Below are 20,358 nucleotides of genomic sequence, written 5' to 3' on the forward strand. Positions count from 1 at the left end.
GATCTCCCGTCGGCACCGGTGATGTCGCCGGTACTGACCGGTGGGGCCGAGGGAAGTCACCGGTGAGCGAATGTGAGCTGAGCCACTTTCGCAGGCGGTTGCCGCTTGGCGGCTCAAAGACGCAGGACGATCAGGGCCGTGTCGTCGGTGTTGCCGGTGGGCGGCAGGAGGTCGGTCAGGAGGGCGTCGGCCAGGGCCTCGGGATCCGCGTCCCGGTGCCGGGCGAGGGAGTCGGCGAGGCGGGCCAGGCCGGCGTCGATGTCCTCGTCGTGGCGTTCGATCAGGCCGTCCGTGTACAGCACCAGGACGGAGCCCTCGGTGAAGGGCGTACCGGCCTGCAGGCGGGGGACGGGCTCGGGCCGGGCCGCGAGCGACGGGTCCGTGGCCCGGTCGAGGAAGGTGACCGTGCCGTCGGGGTGCACGAGAGCCGGCGGAGGGTGGCCGGCGCAGCTGTAGGTGATGGTGCGGCTGTCCCAGCCGATGAAGGTCGTCACGACGCTGGTCGACTCGGCGCCCTCCACGGAACGGGCGTACAGGTCGAGGGCGTCCAGGGCCTGGGCGGGACCCTCCGCGAGGCGGGTGGCCCCGCTCAGCGCGCTGCGCAACTGCCCCATCACGCAGGCGGCGGCCAGGCCGTGGCCGACGACGTCGCCGACGGCGACCGCGAGACTCCCGCCGGGCAGCTCGACCAGGTCGTACCAGTCGCCGCACACGTTCAGCGCGCCGACGGCGGGCCGGTAGCGCACGGCCGCCCCGTGCCGGCCGGTCGGGCCCGGCGGGGGCAGCATCGCCGCCTGAAGGGCGAGGGCGACCTCGCGCTCCCGGGCATGCGCCGTACGCAGTCGCTCGTTGACCTCCTGCAGCTCGCGGGCCCGCGTGTACACCTCGGCCTCCAGCGCGCGGGCCCTGGTGTCGGCGCCGGGACCGCCGAAGGCGCGGATGAGCTCGGTGACCTCCTCCACCCGGTGCGCGATCAGGGCGACCTTCCCGTCCTCGCCGAGGATCGGTGCGTTGACCGGGCTCCAGTAGTGCTCCTCCCAGCGGCCGGGCTGCGTGGCGTCCTCGATGTCGTAGCGGAGCAGCGCCATCGTGTCGCGTTCGCCGGTGGCCACCGTACGGAGCATCGACGCCTCGGTCTCCCGCAGGGACCCGGCCGAGGCGGGGTCGGTGGGGTTCTCGGGGAAGACGTCGAAGATGTAGCGGCCCAGCAGTTGCTCGCGGGTACGCCCCGACAGCCGCACGAAGTCGTCGTTCGCGTCGACGTACACCAGGTCAGGGGTGAGCAGGGCCACCATGCCGGGCAGGGCCCGGAAGACCGCCGCGTAGTCGATCTGCGGTTCCCTCATGACCTGCCTGTCTGCTGTCTCGTGCCGTGCGTGCCGTGCGTGCCGTGTCATGCCGTGCTGTGCCATGCCGTGTCGTGTCGTGTCGTGTCGTTCCACGATAGAAGCGAAAAGGATCCGTGGCCTGGGCATTGCGTCCGCCGGAACCGAGGAGCCCGCGGCGCAGCACGCTTTACCGGCCGCGAGGCCCGGTGGGATACTGGCGCGCTGCGAAATCGGCGAGCATACGGGGGCGCGATGAGCCAGGCGGTGACCGCGGCCATGCTGCGGGTGACGGACGTGCACAAGTCGTACGGCCGGGGTGTGAACGCCGTACACGCTCTGCGGGGCGTCTCCTTCGAGGTCCCCCGGGGGGAACTCGTCGCGCTCAAGGGACGCTCGGGCTCGGGCAAGACCACCCTCCTCAACATCGTCGGCGGCCTGGACGAGCCGGACGGCGGACACGTCACCGTCGACGGGCTGCACCTGGGGGACCAGGGGGAGGACGCCCTCCTCGCGCTGCGCCGGGAGCGCATCGGCTTCGTCTTCCAGTCGTTCGGGCTCATCCCCATCCTCACGGCAGCCGAGAACGTGGGCGTACCGCTGCGGCTGCGCAGGACGGACCCGCGCGAGCGGCAGGAGCGCGTCGAACTGCTGCTGTCCCTCGTGGGGCTCGCGGACCACGCCGAGCAGCGCCCGGGCGAGCTGTCGGGCGGACAGCGCCAGCGCGTCGCCATCGCCCGCGCCCTGGCCAACAGCCCCTCGATCCTCATCGCGGACGAGCCGACCGGCCAGTTGGACGCGGAGACCGGGCACTCCGTGATGGAACTGCTGCGCGCGGTCGTCCGCAGCGAACGGATCACGGCACTCGTCGCCACCCATGACCGAACCCTTCTCGACCTCGCGGACCGTGTGCTGGAGCTGAAGGACGGCGAGATCACCGAGAGCGACGCCTAGCTAGGAGCTGGGGCGGTCGTCACGGCTGTCGTCAGCCCGGTTCTCGTCCGGGCGTACGGCGATGTGGTCGGGCTCCAGTTCCAGGGCGACGCGGTCGCGCATCCCCAGGGCCCGGGTGTACTCGGCGGGGAGCTGGAGGCGGCCGGCCCGGTCGAGCATGGCGTACTCGCGGGCGACCAGGTTCTCCTGGCCGGTGGCGGAGTCGACCTCGCTGTGGCGCAGTACCTCCGTCGATGTACGCCCGTCCCGGATGGCGACGGTCCGCCGTACCTCACCGGCCACGGACTGGTCGTGGGTGACGATCACGATGGTGGTCCCCAGTTCCTCGTTGGCGGTGCGGAACGCGGCGAAGACCTGCTCGGCGGTGTGGGAGTCGAGTTCGCCGGTGGGCTCGTCGGCGAGCAGGACCGCCGGATCGTTGGCGAGGGCCACCGCGAGGGCGACGCGCTGCTGCTGGCCGCCGGACATCTCGTGCGGCCGGCGGTCACGGCACTCGGCGACGTCCAGCAGGCCGAGGAGTGCCATGGCGCGATCGGCCCTGGCCCGGCGTCCGCCTCCCGCGCGGGCCAACTGCAGAGGCAGCACGGCGTTCTGCGCGGCGGTGAGATAGGGCAGGAGGTTGCGGGAGGTCTGCTGCCAGACGAAGCCGACGGTCCCGCGCCGGTAGGCGAGGCGCTCCTTGGCGGACATCGTGACCAGGTCGTGCCCGGCGACCCGGGCCGCGCCCGCGGTGGGTCGGTCCAGTCCCGCCAGGATGTTCATGAGGGTGGACTTGCCGCTGCCGGAGGCACCGACCAGCGCCATCAGCTCCCCCTTGCGGACGAGGAGGTCGAGGCCCTGCAGCGCCTGGACCTCCACACCGTCGGCGGAGAAGATCCGTACCACCCGGTCGCAGGTGATCAGGGCGTCGTGACCGTAGACGGCGGCGTCGCGCGCGGCGCGTGCCCGGTCGGTGAGTTCGTGGAAGGTCGGGCTGCCGGTCATCGGCTGCTCCTGGCGGTCGCAGGTACGGTCTGGCGTGGTTCTGGCGTGGTGTCCGGCTCACTGTCCGGTCGTCGTCTATTCGCCACCCATCCGCAGTTCGCGCACCGAGCCGCGTCGGCCGACCCACCAGGCCTGCCCGGCGGGCACACCGAGGGCCAGCACCAGTACGGCGAGTGCCGGCACCGCCAGCGAGAGCGGATCGGTGCGCAGCGCGGCCTCCTCGAGGACACCCGGGGAGGCCAGGGCGATGGTCGTGAGGTCGATGCCGGGCGAGAGCAGGTGAACACAGGCCCAGCCGGTCAGCAGACCGCCCGCCGCGGCGAGGAACGCCTGCGGGAGGGCGGTGAGGACCAGCAGTCGGCGGCCCTGGGAGCGGCTCATGCCCAGGGTGCGCAATCGGGCGAGCAGTGCGCCGCGTTCGGGCGCGGTGCGCAGCACGGTCAGCAGAAGGGCGAGGACCGCGTACGCGGCGCTCGCGGCGACCGCGACACCGTACAGACGTTCGGCACCGGACTGCAGCGGCGAGTCGACGTACCGAGCGCGTTCCTCGGCACGCAGCAGTACGGTCGCCGCCCCAGCCCCAGCCTGTGCCGCAGTCGTCGCCGAGCGCAGTGCGCGGCCGTTCAGGGCGTCGCCGGTCAGCAGCAGGGTCGTCGTACGGGCGGCGGCGCCGGGAAGGCCGGCGCGGTCCACGATCAGGAAGTCGTCGCCGACCACGGCCGGAGTACGGTCCACGACCAGCACGATCCGGACGGTCACGGTGGTGCCGTCCTGGAGCAGCACGGGGTACGGGCCCGTGCCGTACTCCTCGGCCACGCGAGGTGAGGCCAGCGCGGGCAGCGGCCGGTCGGCGCCGCCCGCCGCACCGGCGTCCTCCCGCTCCCGCCGGAGCGTCGCCGCGTCGAACGGTCCCAGTCCCGTGCGGTGCGCGAGGCGCGCGTAGGCGTCGGCGTCCACACCGGCCAGCGGTACCGCCTGACTGCCCTGTCGCGGCTTCGCCTCGACGGTGACGCTCGCCTCCGCCATGTCCCGTACGCCGGGCAGCCGACGGACGCGGTCGGGCAGCGCGCCCGGGAGCGAACCGGTCGTGCTCTCGATACGGCCGTCGGCGCCGACGTCGAGGAGCGCGGCCTGATCCCGGGCCGCCGTGACCCCCGCCAGCACCGAGCCGCCGAACGCGGCCGTGGTCAGGGCGCTGAGCAGGGCCAGCAGGGGCAGCACGGCGAAGCCGGGGGCGCGGGCCACCTGGGCCAGTGACAGCGGAATCAGCAGGCCGCGCAGCCGACCGGCCGCCCTGCTCAGCGCCCGCAGCGGCAGCGGGTGAAGGCGTGCCAGCAGCAGAGCCGCGACCACGCCCGTCAGCAGCGGGGCGGCGGCCACCGGACCGGAGCCGCCGGATCCCTGCCGCCGCAGTACGACGACCAGCCCCGACGCGACGACCAGCACGGTCAGTTCGGCCACCGTCCGGCGCCGCGACGGCCGGGCCGAGGCGAGGTCCTCCCGGCCGTCGTGCATCCGTACCGTGCGGTGTGCCACCACGGCACGCAGGGGGAGCGCGACGCAGGCGAGGAGGGTGACGGCGAGGGCGGCGGTGACGGCGGGCGCGGTGCGGGCGCCGGGCAGGGCGAGCAGGGCGGCGGTCAGCCCGAGGGCGCCGGCCGGCACGGCCACCACCGCCGTCTCGGCCAGCAGCCGGAGGGCGAGGCCGGGCAGTGAGGCGCCGCGCGCACGCAGCAGGGCCAGCTCCGCGCGCCGTCGGTCGGCCGCCACACCGCCGGCCATGGCCAGGACGATCACGGCGAGGCTGCCGGTCCCGACGGCGGCGAGAAGAAGCAGCGGGTCGATCCCCGACCGCAGTCGGGCGTGGTCCGCGAGGATCTCGCCGAGGTTCGTCTGGGTCTCCAGCCGGGGGTCGACGACCTCGCGCAGGCGCTGCACCCCCGGGCCCGACCCGAAGGCGGTGACGGCGGACACCAGCCCGTCGAGATCGTGCCCGCGCAGGGTGGCGACATCGGGGGCCACCTGCCAGTACCGGTGCGGGCTGCCGGTGGTGCCAAGCAGCACCGGCCCCGCGTCGGGGGCGAGAAGCAGGGCGCCGAGCCAGTAGACCTCCGTCAGCGCGCTGCCCGGCATACGGCTCAGCGCGGGGGTGCGCAGCACCGGCAGCGTCGACCAGTAGGCGCCGGAGGGGCCGCGCGGTACGACGATCCCGGTGACCCGGACGGCGAGGGGGGCGCTCGACGGGCGTGGCAGGTGGATCACCGAGCCCACCCGGATGTGGAGCGTGCGGGCGGTGTCCGCGGTGACAGCGGCCTCGACCCGCGCGGTGTCCGCGGTCACCGGTTCGCCGCCCGTGGCGCGCGGCAACCGGCCCGCGCTGATCCGGGCGTGGGAGGCGAGGTCCTGCTGGGCGGCGAGCAGCAGTTGGGCGGGCAGACCGGCGGGCCGGGGAAGCCAGGTCTCGGCCGCCTCCACACCGACGGTCGTACGCACGCCGTACGCCGACTGCGCGCTGTCGGGAACCAGGGGCGCCCTCGGGGTACCGAGGATCTCGGCGCGAGCCGCCGCCAGCGCACCGGGGCGCAGCGCGTCCTCCGTCTCCTCGACCGTGTCGGTCCAGGGCGGCGGGGCGTCCACTCGCACGCTCGTCCGATCGGGAGAGGCCTGCTCGACGGCCCGCCGCAGCCCGGCGTCCGCGTACCGGTCCCCGGCGCGCGGGTAAGCGGCGGCGAGCGCGGCGGTCACCGCCACCAGCAGAGCGAGCGCCACGGAGGTACCCGCGAAGGCCCGCAGCCGGGCCCACACCCCGGCCCGTACATGCACCGGCTGCGCGGTCACTGGGCCACCTCGTCCCTGAGGGTCGTCACGGGTTTCGCCTGCCGGAGTGCGAGGGGGACGGTCACCGGGGCGGGGCCGGTTGCGAGGGCCACGGAGGTACGTGCGAGGGCCCATAGCCGGGCCCACGCCCCGGCCCGTGCGTGCGACGGCACCGGCTGCGCGGTCACTGGGCCACCTCGTCCCTGAGGGTCGTCACGGGTTTCGCCCGCCGGAGTGCGAGGACCACGGTCACCAGGGCGGGGCCGGCCGCGAGGGCCGCCAGCAGGGCGGCGAGCCGCGTGAGCGGGAACTCGACCAGGACTGGTGGGAGCGGCCGGGTGGCCTGGCCGGTCAGGACGACGAGCGGGACGAGCGCGTACGTCAGCACCGCGCCCAGCGCCGTCCCGACCAGCAGCGCCAGGGCCACCAGTACGCCGTGCTCCACGGCGACCAGCCGGGCCAGCCGGCGGCGCGGTGTCCCCAGGGCGCGCAGCACGGCGAACTCGCCGTCCCGGACCCGTATCGCACCCACCGCGCTGACCGCGAAGCCGAGCGAGGCGAACAGCACGGTCACCCCGGCCGCCGCGACCAGCGCCGCTTCCGGGGCCGCTCCGAACGGGTCGTCGCGCAGTTGTGCCGCCAACTCGTCGCGCACGACCACCTGTTCCGGTTCGACGTCGGGCAGGGCCCGCACGGCAGCCGCCGTGGCCCCGGGCGCGGCCGTGTCCAGCCACCACTCGGTGGGCGTAAGACCCCTTCCGTCGCGGTCCAGCAACACCCGGTCGACGGCCCGGAGATCGACCAGCAGGGCCCCGCCCCCCAGCGCGGTGGCCTCCGTCGTGGGCAGCGCGCTCGCCGTACGGACGACACGTACGGGCACGGAACGCCCGTCGAACGAAACCTCGACCCGCTCACCCTCGCGCGTACCGGACGCGGCGAGGAACTGGCGGGTGGCGACGGCGACGACCTCGGACGCCGCCGCCGGTGACGCCGCGGGCCGGGCGACCTTCAGCCGTACCTCCAGCGGCGCGGGGGACGGCGGGACGTCCGACGGCAGGTACCCGGTGCCGTACGTCAGGGTGAGAGGTGTGGTCGACGTGACCCGGGGACGGGTGGGCCGGGCCTTGTCATCGGGCCCGAGCGCGACCGAGTCGGACTCGATCGCGGTCGTCCACCTCGCCGGCAGGGCCAACCGCCGGACGGCACCGTCGCCCGCGCCTGTGGTCGCCGTGAGCGTGCTGAGCACCAGCCGGTGCCGGTCGGCGCGGCCGGTCGGCTGCGACATGCTCAGGGTGAGCCCGGTCAGCGCCAACGGGCCCCGGGCGCCGTTCAGTTCGGGAGTCAGCGGGTGCGGCCGGCCATCGGCGGCGAGACGGCCGGACGGAATCTCGTACGAGGTCCTGTACCGGTCCCGCACCGTGAGCGTGACGTCGGCGCCCGGGCCCGGCGTGGTGCTGTGCAGGGTGGCGGTCAGTGTGAGCCGGCCCGTGCCCGCCGGTACGTCGATGCCCGCGGGCGCCTCGCGCGGGGCGAGCCCGGCGAGCAGCGGACCGTCCGTCAGATCGCGCCGCGCCAGCACCGCCCCGGCCGCCTCCGTCGTGTTCAGGGCCAGGACGGTCGCGGTGCGGCTCCCGGAGAGCGACACGGTGCCACGGACCCCGGGGGCGACCGCATCGACGTTCGGGAGGCCCGCGTAGACGTCCCCACGCCCAGGGCCGCCGCTCCCGGAGGTCAGTACGCGGACCTCGGCACCCGCGCGGAAATCGGCCTGGTCGGCCTGCGAACGGTGCCAGGACGCGCTCTGCCCGAGGGCGATCACGCCCAGCGCCACGGAGATGACCAGCAGCAGCACCGGACCCGCCCCGCGCATCGGCCGACGGCTGAACTGCCAGCCGACCATGGCGGCGGTCAGCCCGTGCCCGCGCACCAGAAGCCGCTCACCGACCCGCGCCAGCAGGGGCAGCAGCCGCAGCACCAGCACCGTTCCGGCGAGCAGCACCAGCGCGGGCGCCGCCACCAGCAGCGGATCGACGCCGAGGACCCCGTCACGGTCGGCGGTGACAGCCCCGGAGTCCTGACCGCCGAGCAGCCACAGGGCGACACCGGCCACGGCGACGAGCCCGACATCCGCCCCGCCGCGCAACGACGCGGGCAACGCGCCCGCCCGTACCGCCACGGTGCCCGCGAAGGACGCCCGCCACGCCGGGACGGCGACGGCCAGCGCGCACAGCGCGGCCACACCCGCCGCGACCGCCCACACTTCGGGCCGCCCCCACACCGGCACGTCGACCCGCACCCCGGCCCGTCCCAGCGCCCCCTGCCCGACCAGCAACCGCGTCAACGGCCCGGACAACAGCGGCGCCACCACCACGCCGGGTACGGAGACCAGCAGGGCCTCCAACGCGGCAAGTCCCGCCAGCCGCACCCGAGTTGCACCACGCGCCCGCAGCAACCGCCCCTCGGCCGCCCGCTCGGAACTGAGCGACCGCGCGACGAGCAACAGAGCGCAGGCGGCGAGCAGCCCGAGCTGCCCGGCGACGATGAGCATGCTGGAACGGGTGACGAGCAGGGAGCGCTCGATGCGCTCCAGGACTTCGGGCAGCCCGGTGGCAGCCACCGTCACACCCCCGAGCACGGGCCGCTTACGCAACTCCGCACTCCCCGAGCGAACAGCCTCCCTGAGCGCGCCGATCCGCCCGGCCGTCAGCGCGGAATAGCCGGCCGAGGCGACCCACCCCGAAGCCCCGACACTCACCCGCCCCGACACCGGCACGCCGGGGGCGGTGAGCAGCGGACCGTACGTCGTGAAACTCGACGCCTGCACGCCACGACCACCCAGATCGTCCAATTGCCAGTAGGCGGCCCGGACATCGACCGCCCGATAGACACCGGTGACGAGGACACGCACGGCCGGCCCGTGCAACTGGTCGGTGAGGACCACCCGGTCGCCGGCCGCGACCCCGAGCTGCTTGGCGGCACTCTGCGGCAGCGCGACCTCGATGGCCGGGTCGGTCGCGGCGGTGGACGCCCCGCCGGGCAACCGCCCGTCAACGATGCGTACCTGCGTACGATCCAGGGCCGCGAAGTAGGTAAGACTGGGATTGCCGTCGCGCTCGGAGCCCGGCGGCCGCAGCGCGCCCGGCAGGGCATAGGGCCCGGACCGCAGCAGGGTGAGCACGCGTACAGGCAGCCCACCAAAGACATCGCGGGCCCCGGCCCGCACGGCCTCATCGGCCGCCTCCCGCTCACCGGCGGGCACATCCCCCTTGACCACGAGAGAAGCCTCGGCAACGGTCCCCGGCTCAGCGAGCGCCCGCCGTAACGCGGCATCGCCTATCGCACCCGAGTAGGCGGCGATCCCGGCCAACACGGTAGTGGTCAGCAACACGGTCACCAGGGCGGCCCCGAGAAGCGCGCGATAAACCCAGGCCCGCAACACAACAAACCGCAACACGCCCACAGAGGACGCCAAACCCCGTACCCCCACCGAAACCCCCCGATTCCAACCACACGAACCGAGACGCGATGGTCGGTCGACGTCGGGGGCGTGCAGCAGGTGCAAGTGGGCATTGTAGGGCTGGAGTTGGTTGTTTTGTGATCGGTTGTCGCCGGTTTTTGACGGGGAGTTGTCGGGGTCTGTCGGGGCCTGCCGGGGTCTGTTGGGCCAGCGGATCACTCACGTGGGACGCCTGGGCGCACTCGCCCTGACTCCCGCCCGGTCTACCTACGAGCCGACCGCCGCTTGCGCGGCTGCAGCCAGTTGCACAATGCCGCGAGGTTCTTCTTCTTGGACGCGATGCTTCCCCTGGTCTCGCGAGAACCACGATGGAGGACCCACAGGGGCGACCAGCGCCCGCGCCCACGCGAATCGGTCCAGCGGACAGCGGGGAAGCCGGTGATCGCCGTGATGCTGCTGCGGGGGATGGTCCGCGTTCTCAGGTAGCCGCGTACGGTCAGCTCCGCTTCTCCACAGGCGATGGAGAGCCGGTATCCCCGGACAGCGACGACCACCGAGAAGAACAGACCCAGACAGGCCCACAGCCGAGGGACCACCGCAGTGGCCTGGACCGCGTAGAGGACACTCCCGGCGGCTGGGACCACACCCAAGCAACTGTTGGCGATGCGGCCCACTCTCGGCGGTGCCAGTTCCATGGCGGCCCGTCTCGCTAATGGGGAACGAGTGTACGAAGGTGCGTGGTCTCGGGGGTGCGGGGCGTGGCGGGTGCCGTCCGAGTCCGCCCGCACCACCGGGCAGCCGGGTCCGAACGATCGACCTCAAGTAGCCGGTGAATCCTCCCGTGGAGGCAGGGGTTGTCGGTGCTGGGTGGTATCTGTGTTGCATGAACATCGATCAGGCCGATCCCGCTGAGCTGACAGCACTTCGCGTGGCGTTCGACGTCGATGACGGAGGGGGGTCGGCTCTCGGATGGGAGGCGGTGCATGCCTTCGAGGCAGAGCACAGGATCGTGCTGCCCGAGCCGTATCGGACCTTTGTCGCCGAGATAACGGACGGTTCGTACTCGGGTCCGCCCGAGTACGGCCTGCTGTCAGTGGCGGAGTTGCCGGACGACTGGGGTGGCGAAGAACAGGAACGCAACCTGAGCAGCCCGTTTCCGCTGGCGAAGGCATGGATGTGGGAGGACGACCCACACCCGGCCGAGGATGCGGACGCGCTCCTCGAGCAGGTCTACAACCATGGCTCGATCGTGCTCGGCACCGAGGGCTGCGCGATGAACTGGCACCTCATCGTCACCGGGCCGCAAAGGGGGAACGTCTGGATGATCAGTGACGTCGGTGCTGTCCCCTTCGGCGCGCAGTTCGGCTTCACCACCGCTGAGCCGGGTTTTGCCGGCTGGGTCCACCATTGGGCCGAGAAGAAGCCTTGGTACGACCCTGCGTGACGTGAGAGGGATGAAGCTGTCAGTCGGCCTCTCCGGTGTTGTGCTGTCCGGAGGGACGGCGCCGCTCGTGTTCGGTGTCGAGATCCTTCAACTCGTCGAGCACTGCCGCCCGTTCGTCCTCAGTCACGGGGCCGTGTTCCTCCTGCAGCCAGTCGACAAGTTCCCGCAACCGGTCCCGGGTCGCGCCGGAAGCGCGCCCGAGATTGCGGTCGAGGAAGAACTCAGGCGGCAAGACGCACCACTGCCCGGCGCAACGCGTCGACCTGTTCAGGGGTCATGTCGAAGTCGTAGGCGATGTCCTCGACACTCTCCCCGGCCTCCCACAGGTCGGTGATGGCGTTGACCGCGACGCGGTTGGCTGCCACGACGGGCAGACCATGGCCGAACCTCGGGTCGATCACGACGGGGACGGAGTCCGGATACTGCCTCAGGCGCAGGCTGGAGGGGACGTCTTCGCCCGGCTCCCACGTGAGGTAGCGGAGGCAGTCGAAGACCGCTTCCTGGATGGGGACTTGGCCGTCGCGGCAGTGCTCGACGAAGATGCCCACGCCGTCGGTCGCGATCCGCTGGGACACGAGGCCGTAGGGGGTGTCGAAGGCGTCCCGGACGGCGGCAGCCGCCTCCCTGATCTCGCTCATGCGGAGCCCCAGAGAGCGCAGAGAACGAAGGACGTGCGCCTCGGCCACCGCGATGAACGGCACCGACGGCTGCCCCTTCCGTACCGGCTCGACCTGGTGGACCAGTGGTGCTCCGGCGGCCTTGCCCTTCAGCCACGACGTGAGCGTCGACTGCGGGATCTCAAGGTAGGAGGCCGTTTCCGTGGGAGTCAGAAGCCCGTCCTGGAACCTGTCGACCATGCCCCACTCCTCTTGGCTCAGCCGGCCGCACGGAGTTGATGCCGGGACCGGCAGTCCCGGCAACGGCCGGGTTCCGCCGCGCGGAACGCCCTGTCGCAGCCGTCGCAGTTCTGCATGAGCGCGACCGCCGGACGTCCGAAGGACGCCGCACTCCCGACGAGCGGGGACATGGACGGGGCGAGGGGTGTCTCCTTGAGCCGGTAGGCGAGGATGCCCGCCGGGCGGGTCAGGAAGGTGTCGGGGAGGCGTGCGGTGAGGTGGTCGGTGATGTGTGTGGGCCGGATGCCTGCCGCGAGCCACCGAGTGACGCCGGGGGCGAGGCGGTGGGCTTCCTGCTCGGTCAGGGCGAGGCGGGGGTCGATGCGGCGCAGGCCGGCGAGTACGGCGATCGCTTGCGGGTCGGCGTCGGCCGCCGAAACCGGCGCTTCAGCCTCGGCGGAGTCGGCCGGGGCCGGGGCTTGGGCCTGTACGGGCACGGCCACCGTTTCCTCCACCGGCACAGGCGCGGGTGGAGCCGCAGCGACGGCGGCCTGTGTCAGGGACGATCGCGGCTTCGGCGGCGCGTCCGGTTCCCGCTCCCGCTCCCGACCCCGATCCCGGTGCGGGTCGGGATCAAGGCGTGGGACGTCGTAGAAGTACGTCCGTGTACGGATCTGTCCGGTGGAGAGGCGCTCGCGGCGGCGTTCCAGGTATCCGGCGTCTTCGAGTTCCCTGAGTGCCCGGGAGATGAGGATCTCGCCCTCGCTGAAGTGCTGGCACAGGGCGGCGATGCTCACGGGGGCGCTGTCGGGCAGGGATTGGATGTACGCGGCGACGCCGACGGTGACCGCGCTGCCGCGTCGCTGGGCGAGGGCGTTGGAGATCACGGTGAAGTCGGCCGTGAGGCGGGTGCGTACGTGGATCACGCCGGAGGTGGGAGCTCCGGCGTCGGCGCGCAGGCGCGCGTTAGACTGCGGCTCAGCCATCGGGAAGGTTGCTGCTTCCTGGTTGGTCAGGCCCTCGCCCCGGGACTGCAATCCCGGCGGGGGCCGTTTCTGTGTGCGGTTGTCGCGGCGAACGTAACCGCCCGCATCCCGCGCCCGCAAGCCGGTCACTCGGACGGGTGACACGCGTGTGACGCGCGCCTCGCGGGCGGGGAGGGAGGGTGGGCGGGTAGTTTCCCTCCCCCCTTAGAAGCGGTTCTTTCTCCCGGTTCTTTAGGGAGGCCAGGAGCCCACCGGACCCCGACGGACCAGGACCCGGTGACCCCGTACACCGGAAGGCGACCGGAACCCGGCCGCCCCGCCCACGGTGGTGTCAGACCTTCAACTCACCTATGAAGGCGACCCAGGAGACGACGCCGAAGCACAACACAGAACCCTGCGGATCCTTGCTGTCACGGACGGGGACGACGGCCGGCAACCCGTCGGCCACCTCGACGCAGTCGCCCCCCGCTTGATTGCTGTAGCTGCTCCTGCGCCAGGCGACGTCGTTCGGATCGGGACGGGAGATTCGCGCCACGGTAGTTGCCCTCCATCGCGGACCGGATCATGTCGAGCGACATGACCGGGGGCAGGGCTGCCGCCCGCAGCCGATCGTAAATCACCTTGTAGCGACTGACATCGGCTGGTTCCTCGATGAGTTGGCCGTAGTCGGAACCCTCCGTGTAGGCCACTTCGGAACCGTCCGGCAGGGTAAGGATCGTCAGCGAACCGCCCATCGCTTCGTGCCCTCCCTGGTCGAACGGAAGTACCTGCACGGCGATGTGACGCTCCGCTGCGGCGTCGAGCAGACTCGCCAACTGCTTCCGCATCACGGCTTGGCCGCCGACCGGCCGCCTGAGTACCGCCTCGTCAAGAATCACCCACAACTCCGGTCGGTCCGGCGAACTCAGCCGTTCCTGCCGTCCCATACGGGCGTCGACGCGTTCCTCCAACTGCTCTTCACCGTCCAACAGCGCGTCCAGACTGAGAACGGCCCGCGCGTAATCCTCCGTCTGCAAAAGGCCCGGCACCACGTGAGCCGCATACTGCCGGATGGCCACCGCCCGCGCCGAGTACTCCATGAACTTGCGGGACCAGTTGGGAAACGCCTCCCGGTACACGTACGGCCACAGGTCGATCAACAGATCGTCCGCGCCGAGGGCGATGTCCAGCGCGCGGGCCAGCGCGAACGTCGGTTTCGCTCCGGACGCCCGCTCGATCTGCGTGATCCGCGTGCCCACCACGTGCACCTTGGCGCCGAGCTCGGGCTGGGTCAGTCCGGCCGCCATACGGAGCCTGCGCACCCGCGAGCCGAACAGCGCCGCCATGGACACGCTGGGGTCAATTCCGTTGGCCAAAGCGTCACTTCCGTTCCTTACGGGATGAAAAGTAAGGCTTTGTCACCTGTCGAGCGTAGGGCGCCCGGACGACTCTTGAGAACGGAACGTGACGACTCGGGTACGTCGCGAAACGCCCCAGCTCGACAGACAAGGACGGACCAGCCGTGTTGCAAGGAACCACAGCAACCACGACAACCACGGGAGACGAGTGGCGCGAATCGCCCGAACTCCCCTCACTCGCCGAGCAGTTCGTCTCCTCACCGCGAGGTGCGCAACTCGCCCGCCGTCTCGCCGTCCAGCGCATGGAGGAGTGGGGCCACGCGCCGACGTCGGACGCGTCATGCACGGTCGCACTCGTCGTCGGCGAACTGACCGCGAACGCCGTACAGCACGGCAGAGCCCCGGGCCGCGACTTCGTCCTCCGCCTCACCCTCGACGCGGCGGCGGGCCTGATCCGCATCGAGGTCACGGACGCAGCCTCCACGAAACGGCCACCCATGACCGCGCCCTCGTCGTACCCGGAGGGCGAGTCCGGCCGAGGCCTGCTCCTGGTGGACGCCTTGGCTGTGCGCTGGGGCTGGGTGCCTCGTCGGCCCGTGGGCAAGACGGTCTGGGCGGTAGTACCGATCACGATCACGACCTCAGCCATGGAATGAGCTTGATAACTCGCACGGCACACAGCACGGCGTGCCGAGAAAATACCCCTGTGGGCCGAGCGGCCGCCGGCGGAACGCAGGTCCGTCGGCGGCCATCGCTTGTCCTGCGCCGGCGGCTGCCGCGGGTCAGCGGCCCTTCGCCGTGTTCAGGACGTACGTCGCGTACAGGTACGCGGCTTCCAGGATGAGCCGCGTGGGGTCGCCGAAGATGTCCCGCCGGTATCCCACCAACGGCTGGGGGTCCCGGGTCACCCGCCCCTGGACCTCGTCCTCGTGGACAAGGCGGTTGAAGTGAGAGCTCAAGCTGCCCCAGTCGTTCTGCAGCTCGGCGTACTCGCGGGGGATGTAGAAGGTGCCGTCGGAGCCCATGACGGTGGCGATCTGGTCCCGCATGGGCCGGAGGCGTACCGCCTCGGAGACGAACTGGGCCATCACCAGGACGCCCCACGCCATCTGCTCGTCGCCGTGTCCGTTGTACAGGTTCCAGACCGCCGAGTTGATGGTGCCCCGGCCTATCCCCAGGCCGGCGCGCGGCCGACCGGTGATCCGCTCGAGATCGACGTAGTTCTCGCCGAACCTCGTCTGCTCCTGAACCTTGGACTTGCGCCACTCGCCGCCGTTCCAGCGGGCGGACTCCGCCTCGTAGGGCTTGCCCTTCTTGTTGGTCTTGGTCGCCTCGGTGTCGCGGGTACCGAGGTAGTGGTAGGTGTTGTACTTGTCCCACCAGCCGATGAGGTACAGGTCCGAGCGGCGCAGGTTGAGGCGGACGTAGACGTCGCTGCCCCACGCCTGGACGTCCACGCGGATGTACGCGTTCGTCGATTTGGGGTCGACCGAGCTGGGCGTGTGGTCGACCCGGTAGCCCTGGGCGTTGCGCACGCTGGTGCTGCCTCCGTCGTTGACACGGCCGCGGATCGAGTCGATGAAGCGCCTGTATGCCGACGTCCCGTCGGTTCCGACCCGGAAGGTCGGATTGCCGTCGGCCGCGCTCGCGCTCTGCAGGACGCCCAGTGGACCGAGCAGGGTGGCGAAGATCGACAGCACGATGGTGGTGACGATCGAGCCGACGGTGACCTTGCGGGTCCGTACGGCCGACGGCTGCTTGTTCGCTTCCCGTGCGGGGAGCGTCATGAGATTCGTGTGGGACATGCGCTGATCTCCAGATGTTCGGAGCGCCGGATCCGGCCTCGCTGCGAGAGACGCTCGCAACCGGCACGTTGATTGGCACGCCCCTTTCATCAGCGCAATCAATTCCGCGGGACGGGGCGGGTTGTCCGGCGACGCGTTCCGTCGGCCCTGCCAACGGGTCGGTTCCGCCCCCGATGCGGTTGATGGAGTGCGAGCCGCCGGTCAGGTCTTCTCGGCACAAGCCGTGCGGTGACTCTTACGAGACGCGAGGCGGACACCGCCTTGCGGGAGGCGGAACGCCACTCCCGGGATGCCGCCCGGGAGCCGTCCGAAGATCACACCCAGTGGGCTCCCAAATGGCTCCCAAAACAGGGCAACAAAACAAATCAGGCCCGGTGCTGATTTCTCAGCACCGGGCCTGACCTGGCGTTTTACTGTCGGGGTGGCGGGATTTGCGACGGCTTCAGCAACCCAAACGGCTCCGGAGGCCCCCTGGCTCTTATGGGTTCTTGCAGGTCATGGGCCCATGCCGTAGCGCTGAGCGCTTCTCTGTCCACAGAAGTCCACGGCGTCAGCCGGGTGACGGTGCCTTCTGTCGCTCAGGTGATCCGCTACTGGATGACCTCGTAGATCTCCTTGTAGCCGGATGCCGCGTTGTTGTTGAACGCGTCGATCAGTGACTGCGCGTTCTCGTCTGGATTCACGAAAAACGATCGCTCCAAGGTGAAGTACTGGTCGAGGCTATCGAATTCCCATTGGCAGACGACTGTATCCATGGGGCCGGCGTAATCGACGTAGATTCGCCGGTTCGTGTACCCGGCCTCTTCAAACACCTTGGTGAGGGTTTCGAACGCCGCCACGATCTCCGGCGCTTTCCCGCGTTCAGCTTGGTAGACTTCGCGCATCATGTACATGGTGTGACTCCGTCTTCCCGCTTGAGCAGTAATTAACTGGTCGGGGGCGTAATCTCATGCTAACTCGCCCAAATGTCGCTCGCATGCCAAGTGCTGTGGCCCGAGATCAAGCGCTTCCCGTGCTCCCGCCATCGCCATGTGCATGCCCGCGCGGGTGGTGTGGAGAGGCTTGGGGACACCCTCGATGCGAACTACGGGCACGACGGTCACAGAAGTCTCCTGACCTGGTCACGAGGATGATAGGGACTCGGGACGGTTACCTGCGGTCGCCGGAGTTGAGGCGTCGCCAGGGGCCGGAGTTCTGACGCCTGTCCTCGTCCTCGTTTCGGCCGCAGTGGTTGTTCGGTTCATCGTTCTGGTCCTCGCAGAAACTCCAGAAGTTGGAACGCCACCTCGGACGGAAGGAGAGTGACATGAGCAAAGCGCGAAAGTTGCTGTGGGCCATCCTCGAAACGGCCGTGACGGTCGTGGACGGGCTAATTGCCCGGCTCCTGCGCATCCCCTGAGCTGACGAACGAGGCCTCAACCCCCTCCAATTAGGGGCTGAGGCCTTCGCTTATGCCGCTGTTCGACTGGGTCTCGGTGACGCAACCAAGCACGCTGCTTGAACGCGGCAGCCCCAGTTCGGAAGATCGCGTATGTGGATACGGGCTGACCTGGCGAGATGCTGACCCGCGGGTTCTTGCGCTGCTCGCCGTGGTTCCCCGTTGTTCCCCGCTGGATGCTGCGTGACCGTGCACGCTGGGGGCACGCCTGCATCTGGCGTGAGCGCTGTGGAGTAGGTGCGCTGGAGGCGACGGTCTCCGGTTGACTGCCCTATGGGGCTGTAGCGGCGTCACCACACCGGTTCCTGGCCGTAGTCACGCAGTTAGACACACAGTAACGCCAGAGGGCCCGTACCGATCCGGTAAGGGCCCTCTGATCTGCTACTTAGCTGTCGGGGTGGCGGGATTTGAACCCACGACCTCTTCGTCCCGAACGAAGCGCGCTGCCAAGCTGCGCTACACCCCGATGTCGCTGCTTGTCCTGCTTGTCGCGGCGACGTCGTTTACTTTAGCCCACCGGTGGCCCCAGGCGAAATCCGGTTTTGGCGCGGTGGTGGACGGGGTTCGGGCGGATGTGGTCGAGGGTTACGAGGAGGACGGCGAGGGCGTAGAAGGCGAGCCCGAGGAGCAGGGCGTTGCCCAGGATGGTCTTGTAGCCGTCCTGGGCGACGTCGAGGAAGCCGTACAGGTAGCGGTTCGGCGTGCCGGCGACGAGCAGCTCGCCTCGGGCCAGGGAGAAGCCCAGGTACGCCAGGGGGTACAGGAGCCAGGGTGCCGCGTGGCGCAGGTGGAGTTGGCCGGAGGGGGTCAGCAGGAGCCAGTTCACGAGGGCCGCGACGGGGACCGCCGTGTGCAGGAGCTGGTCGGTGAGGACGTGCCAGCCCGTCGGTGACGGGGCGGTGGCGAAGGGGCTCGCCGGGTTGGTCAGGAGTAGGTGGTGGACCAGGGCCGCTACGACGACGTACAGGAGTGCGGCGCCTGTCAGGGCGTCCGGCAGCGGGCGGTGGGCCGTCCAGGCGCGGCGGGCCGCGATGGTCATGACCAGGGTCAGCAGGATGCTGCTCTGGATGGCGAACTGGCTCAGGACCTGGGCCGGGCTGCCCAGGAGCAGTTCGATGGTCACGGCCGTGGCCGCCGCGACGGCGGTGAGGAGGCGGAAGATCGCCGTCAGGGGGCGGCGTGCCGGGGGCACCACCGCCGTGGCCGGGACGGGGGACGGGAGGAGGGTGGGGCCGCCCGGGAGCGCGGGGAGGTCCGGTATGTCCCTGGGTATCGGAGCGGTCATGCCCTCACGCTAGGGCGGGCGGGCAAATGGGGCGATCCGGGCGGGCTGTGCGGGTTACGCCGGAGGCGACGCCCCCGCCGCCATGACGCCGCCCGCGGCCATAACGCCGCCCGCCGCCATGGCGCCGCCCGCTATGACGCCCCGCGCTGCGGGCGCCGTGACGCCCCACGCGAGAGGCGAGGCCCCCCGCTATGGCGCCGTAAGCGTCAGCAACGTGACCTCCGGCGGGCAAGCGAACCGTACCGGCGTATAGCGGTTCGCGCCGCAGCCCGCCGAAACGTGGAGGTACGACGTCCTGCCCTCCGCCGTGTGGGTCGACAGGCCCTTCACGCGGTCGGTGTCGAGGTCGCAGTTGGTGACGAGGGCGCCGTAGAAGGGGATGCACAGCTGGCCGCCATGCGTGTGGCCGGCCAGCATCAGCGGGTACGCGTCCGCCGTGAACGCGTCCAGGACGCGGAGGTAGGGGGCGTGGACGACGGCCATCGAGAAGTCCGCCGTCTTCGAGGGGCCGCCGGCCACCTCCGCGTACCGGTCCCGCTTGATGTGCGGGTCGTCCAGTCCCGTCAGCTCCAGTGACATTCCGTCGATCTTCAACGTGCCCCGGGTGTTCGTCAGGTTCAGCCAGCCCGCCGAGTCGAAGCCCTCGCGCAGCTTCTCCCACGGGTTGTGGACCACGCCGACGGCGGGCGGGTTGCCGTTGAGGCCGTGTTTGCCCTGGGTCTTCTCGAGCAGATAGCGGGCGGGGTTACGGGGCTTGGGGCCGTAGTAGTCGTTGGAGCCGAAGACGTACGCACCCGGGAACTCCATCAGCGGGCCGAGCGCGTCCAGCACCTCGGGCACGCCCTCCGGGTCGGACAGGTTGTCACCCGTGTTGATCACGAAGTCGGGGCGGAGACCGGCGAGGGAGCGGAGCCAGCGCTGCTTCTTGTACTGGCCGCTGACCATGTGGATGTCGGAGACCTGGAGCACGCGCAGCGGGCGCATGCCCGCGGGCAGCACCGGCACGGTCACCCGGCGGAGGCGGAAGGAACGGGTCTCGAAACCGGCCGAGTAGGCGAGGCCGGCGGCGGCAACCGCCGTGATTCCCAGGGGTACTCCGTATCGCGCGCGCATGCTCCCATCGTGTCAGGCCGGAACGGGCGGTGGAAATCCACGGGCGATCCACTTGTCGCACCTGCGACAATCGGTCCCATGACCACGCTCAAGTCGAAGCTCAGGGAAGACCTCAACGCCGCCATCAAGGAGCGCGACGAGCTCCGCTCCTCGACGCTCCGGCTGACCCTGACCGCCATCACCCAGGAAGAGGTCTCCGGCAAGGAGAAGCGCGAGCTCTCCGACGAGGAGGTCACCAAGGTGATCACCCGCGAGGCGAAGAAGCGCCGCGAGGCCGCCGAGGCCTTCGCGCAGGGCGACCGCCCCGAGCAGGCCGAGCGCGAGAAGGCGGAGGGCGAGATCCTCGCCACCTACCTGCCGAAGCAGCTCGACGACGACGAGTTGAACCGGATCGTCGCCCAGGCCGTCGAGGAGGCGAAGGCGGCCGGAGCGGAAGGGCCGCGGGCGATGGGTCAGGTCATGAAGATCGTGAACCCGAAGGTCGCCGGCCTCGCCGAGGGCGGCCGGGTCGCCGCCGCGGTCAAGAAGCTCCTCGCCGGCTGAGGTACCGGTCCGGTTCCCTCGACGACACATGGCG

The 20,358-nt window shown here is 70.8% G+C and carries 17 protein-coding genes and 1 tRNA gene; 4 read left to right on the forward strand and 14 right to left on the reverse strand.

Annotated elements, in window-relative coordinates; all coding sequences use genetic code 11:
- Positions 1 to 113: 113 nt before the first annotated feature.
- On the reverse strand, positions 114 to 1,346 hold the full coding sequence (locus tag PV396_RS29985) for a PP2C family protein-serine/threonine phosphatase (protein WP_319209998.1): 1,233 nt from the start codon (positions 1,344 to 1,346) through the stop codon (positions 114 to 116).
- Between the two features lie 234 nt (positions 1,347 to 1,580).
- Here PV396_RS29985 and PV396_RS29990 point away from each other — a divergent pair, with 234 nt between their 5' ends.
- Positions 1,581 to 2,279, forward strand: coding sequence for an ABC transporter ATP-binding protein (locus tag PV396_RS29990; RefSeq protein WP_319210000.1), 699 nt, complete (start codon positions 1,581 to 1,583; stop codon positions 2,277 to 2,279).
- Here the strand turns inward: PV396_RS29990 and PV396_RS29995 are convergent, their stop codons facing one another.
- The 4 genes from PV396_RS29995 to PV396_RS30010 all read right to left on the reverse strand — a co-directional run bounded on the left by PV396_RS29995 (position 2,280) and on the right by PV396_RS30010 (position 10,232).
- Complete coding sequence (locus tag PV396_RS29995) at positions 2,280 to 3,263, reverse strand: ABC transporter ATP-binding protein (protein WP_319210002.1); 984 nt, start codon at positions 3,261 to 3,263, stop codon at positions 2,280 to 2,282.
- A 75-nt stretch (positions 3,264 to 3,338) separates the two neighbouring features.
- Positions 3,339 to 6,101 carry an FtsX-like permease family protein gene (locus PV396_RS30000; protein ID WP_319210004.1) on the reverse strand — a complete coding sequence of 921 codons (2,763 nt, stop codon included), beginning with the start codon at positions 6,099 to 6,101 and terminating at the stop codon, positions 3,339 to 3,341.
- A 163-nt stretch (positions 6,102 to 6,264) separates the two neighbouring features.
- Positions 6,265 to 9,519 (reverse strand): FtsX-like permease family protein, encoded by a 3,255-nt coding sequence (locus tag PV396_RS30005; RefSeq protein WP_416071508.1) that lies wholly within the window; start codon positions 9,517 to 9,519, stop codon positions 6,265 to 6,267.
- Between the two features lie 281 nt (positions 9,520 to 9,800).
- Entirely contained in the window at positions 9,801 to 10,232 is a 432-nt protein-coding gene (locus PV396_RS30010; RefSeq protein WP_319210006.1) for a hypothetical protein, read from the reverse strand.
- Between the two features lie 188 nt (positions 10,233 to 10,420).
- On the opposite strand from PV396_RS30010, the gene PV396_RS30015 reads away from it, so the two are divergent.
- On the forward strand, positions 10,421 to 10,981 hold the full coding sequence (locus tag PV396_RS30015) for an SMI1/KNR4 family protein (protein WP_319210007.1): 561 nt from the start codon (positions 10,421 to 10,423) through the stop codon (positions 10,979 to 10,981).
- 221 nt (positions 10,982 to 11,202) lie between these two features.
- Here the strand turns inward: PV396_RS30015 and PV396_RS30020 are convergent, their stop codons facing one another.
- The 4 genes from PV396_RS30020 to PV396_RS30035 all read right to left on the reverse strand — a co-directional run bounded on the left by PV396_RS30020 (position 11,203) and on the right by PV396_RS30035 (position 14,128).
- On the reverse strand, positions 11,203 to 11,838 hold the full coding sequence (locus tag PV396_RS30020) for a DUF433 domain-containing protein (protein ID WP_319210009.1): 636 nt from the start codon (positions 11,836 to 11,838) through the stop codon (positions 11,203 to 11,205).
- Positions 11,839 to 11,855: 17 nt separating this feature from the next.
- Positions 11,856 to 12,803, reverse strand: a complete 948-nt coding sequence (locus PV396_RS30025; RefSeq protein ID WP_319210011.1) for a hypothetical protein — start codon at positions 12,801 to 12,803, stop codon at positions 11,856 to 11,858.
- Positions 12,804 to 13,134: 331 nt separating this feature from the next.
- Entirely contained in the window at positions 13,135 to 13,251 is a 117-nt protein-coding gene (locus PV396_RS30030) for a DUF397 domain-containing protein (RefSeq protein WP_319210013.1), read from the reverse strand.
- Positions 13,214 to 14,128 carry a helix-turn-helix transcriptional regulator gene (locus tag PV396_RS30035; RefSeq protein ID WP_319210327.1) on the reverse strand — a complete coding sequence of 305 codons (915 nt, stop codon included), beginning with the start codon at positions 14,126 to 14,128 and terminating at the stop codon, positions 13,214 to 13,216. Before PV396_RS30035 ends, PV396_RS30030 begins: the two co-directional genes overlap by 38 nt.
- Positions 14,129 to 14,304: 176 nt before the next feature.
- Here PV396_RS30035 and PV396_RS30040 point away from each other — a divergent pair, with 176 nt between their 5' ends.
- On the forward strand, positions 14,305 to 14,796 hold the full coding sequence (locus tag PV396_RS30040) for an ATP-binding protein (RefSeq protein ID WP_319210015.1): 492 nt from the start codon (positions 14,305 to 14,307) through the stop codon (positions 14,794 to 14,796).
- Between the two features lie 126 nt (positions 14,797 to 14,922).
- Here PV396_RS30040 and PV396_RS30045 read toward each other — a convergent pair whose 3' ends face one another.
- From PV396_RS30045 to PV396_RS30065, 5 genes are all read right to left on the reverse strand, one after another.
- Positions 14,923 to 15,945, reverse strand: a complete 1,023-nt coding sequence (locus PV396_RS30045) for a ribosome-inactivating family protein (RefSeq protein ID WP_319210017.1) — start codon at positions 15,943 to 15,945, stop codon at positions 14,923 to 14,925.
- Positions 15,946 to 16,535: 590 nt separating this feature from the next.
- Positions 16,536 to 16,838, reverse strand: coding sequence for a hypothetical protein (locus PV396_RS30050; protein ID WP_319210019.1), 303 nt, complete (start codon positions 16,836 to 16,838; stop codon positions 16,536 to 16,538).
- A 937-nt stretch (positions 16,839 to 17,775) separates the two neighbouring features.
- Positions 17,776 to 17,849: transfer RNA gene (locus PV396_RS30055), tRNA-Pro, on the reverse strand.
- Between the two features lie 42 nt (positions 17,850 to 17,891).
- The gene (locus PV396_RS30060; RefSeq protein ID WP_319210020.1) at positions 17,892 to 18,668 is read right to left on the reverse strand and encodes a Pr6Pr family membrane protein; all 777 of its coding nucleotides are present in this window, start codon (positions 18,666 to 18,668) and stop codon (positions 17,892 to 17,894) included.
- A gap of 189 nt (positions 18,669 to 18,857) precedes the next feature.
- Positions 18,858 to 19,781, reverse strand: a complete 924-nt coding sequence (locus PV396_RS30065; protein ID WP_319210022.1) for a metallophosphoesterase — start codon at positions 19,779 to 19,781, stop codon at positions 18,858 to 18,860.
- Positions 19,782 to 19,859: 78 nt separating this feature from the next.
- On the opposite strand from PV396_RS30065, the gene PV396_RS30070 reads away from it, so the two are divergent.
- Positions 19,860 to 20,324, forward strand: coding sequence for a GatB/YqeY domain-containing protein (locus tag PV396_RS30070; RefSeq protein WP_189148116.1), 465 nt, complete (start codon positions 19,860 to 19,862; stop codon positions 20,322 to 20,324).
- The last annotated feature ends 34 nt before the right edge of the window (positions 20,325 to 20,358 follow it).

The sequence above is a fragment of the Streptomyces sp. ME02-8801-2C genome (assembly GCF_033793965.1).
In the GTDB taxonomy this organism is placed as follows: domain Bacteria; phylum Actinomycetota; class Actinomycetes; order Streptomycetales; family Streptomycetaceae; genus Streptomyces.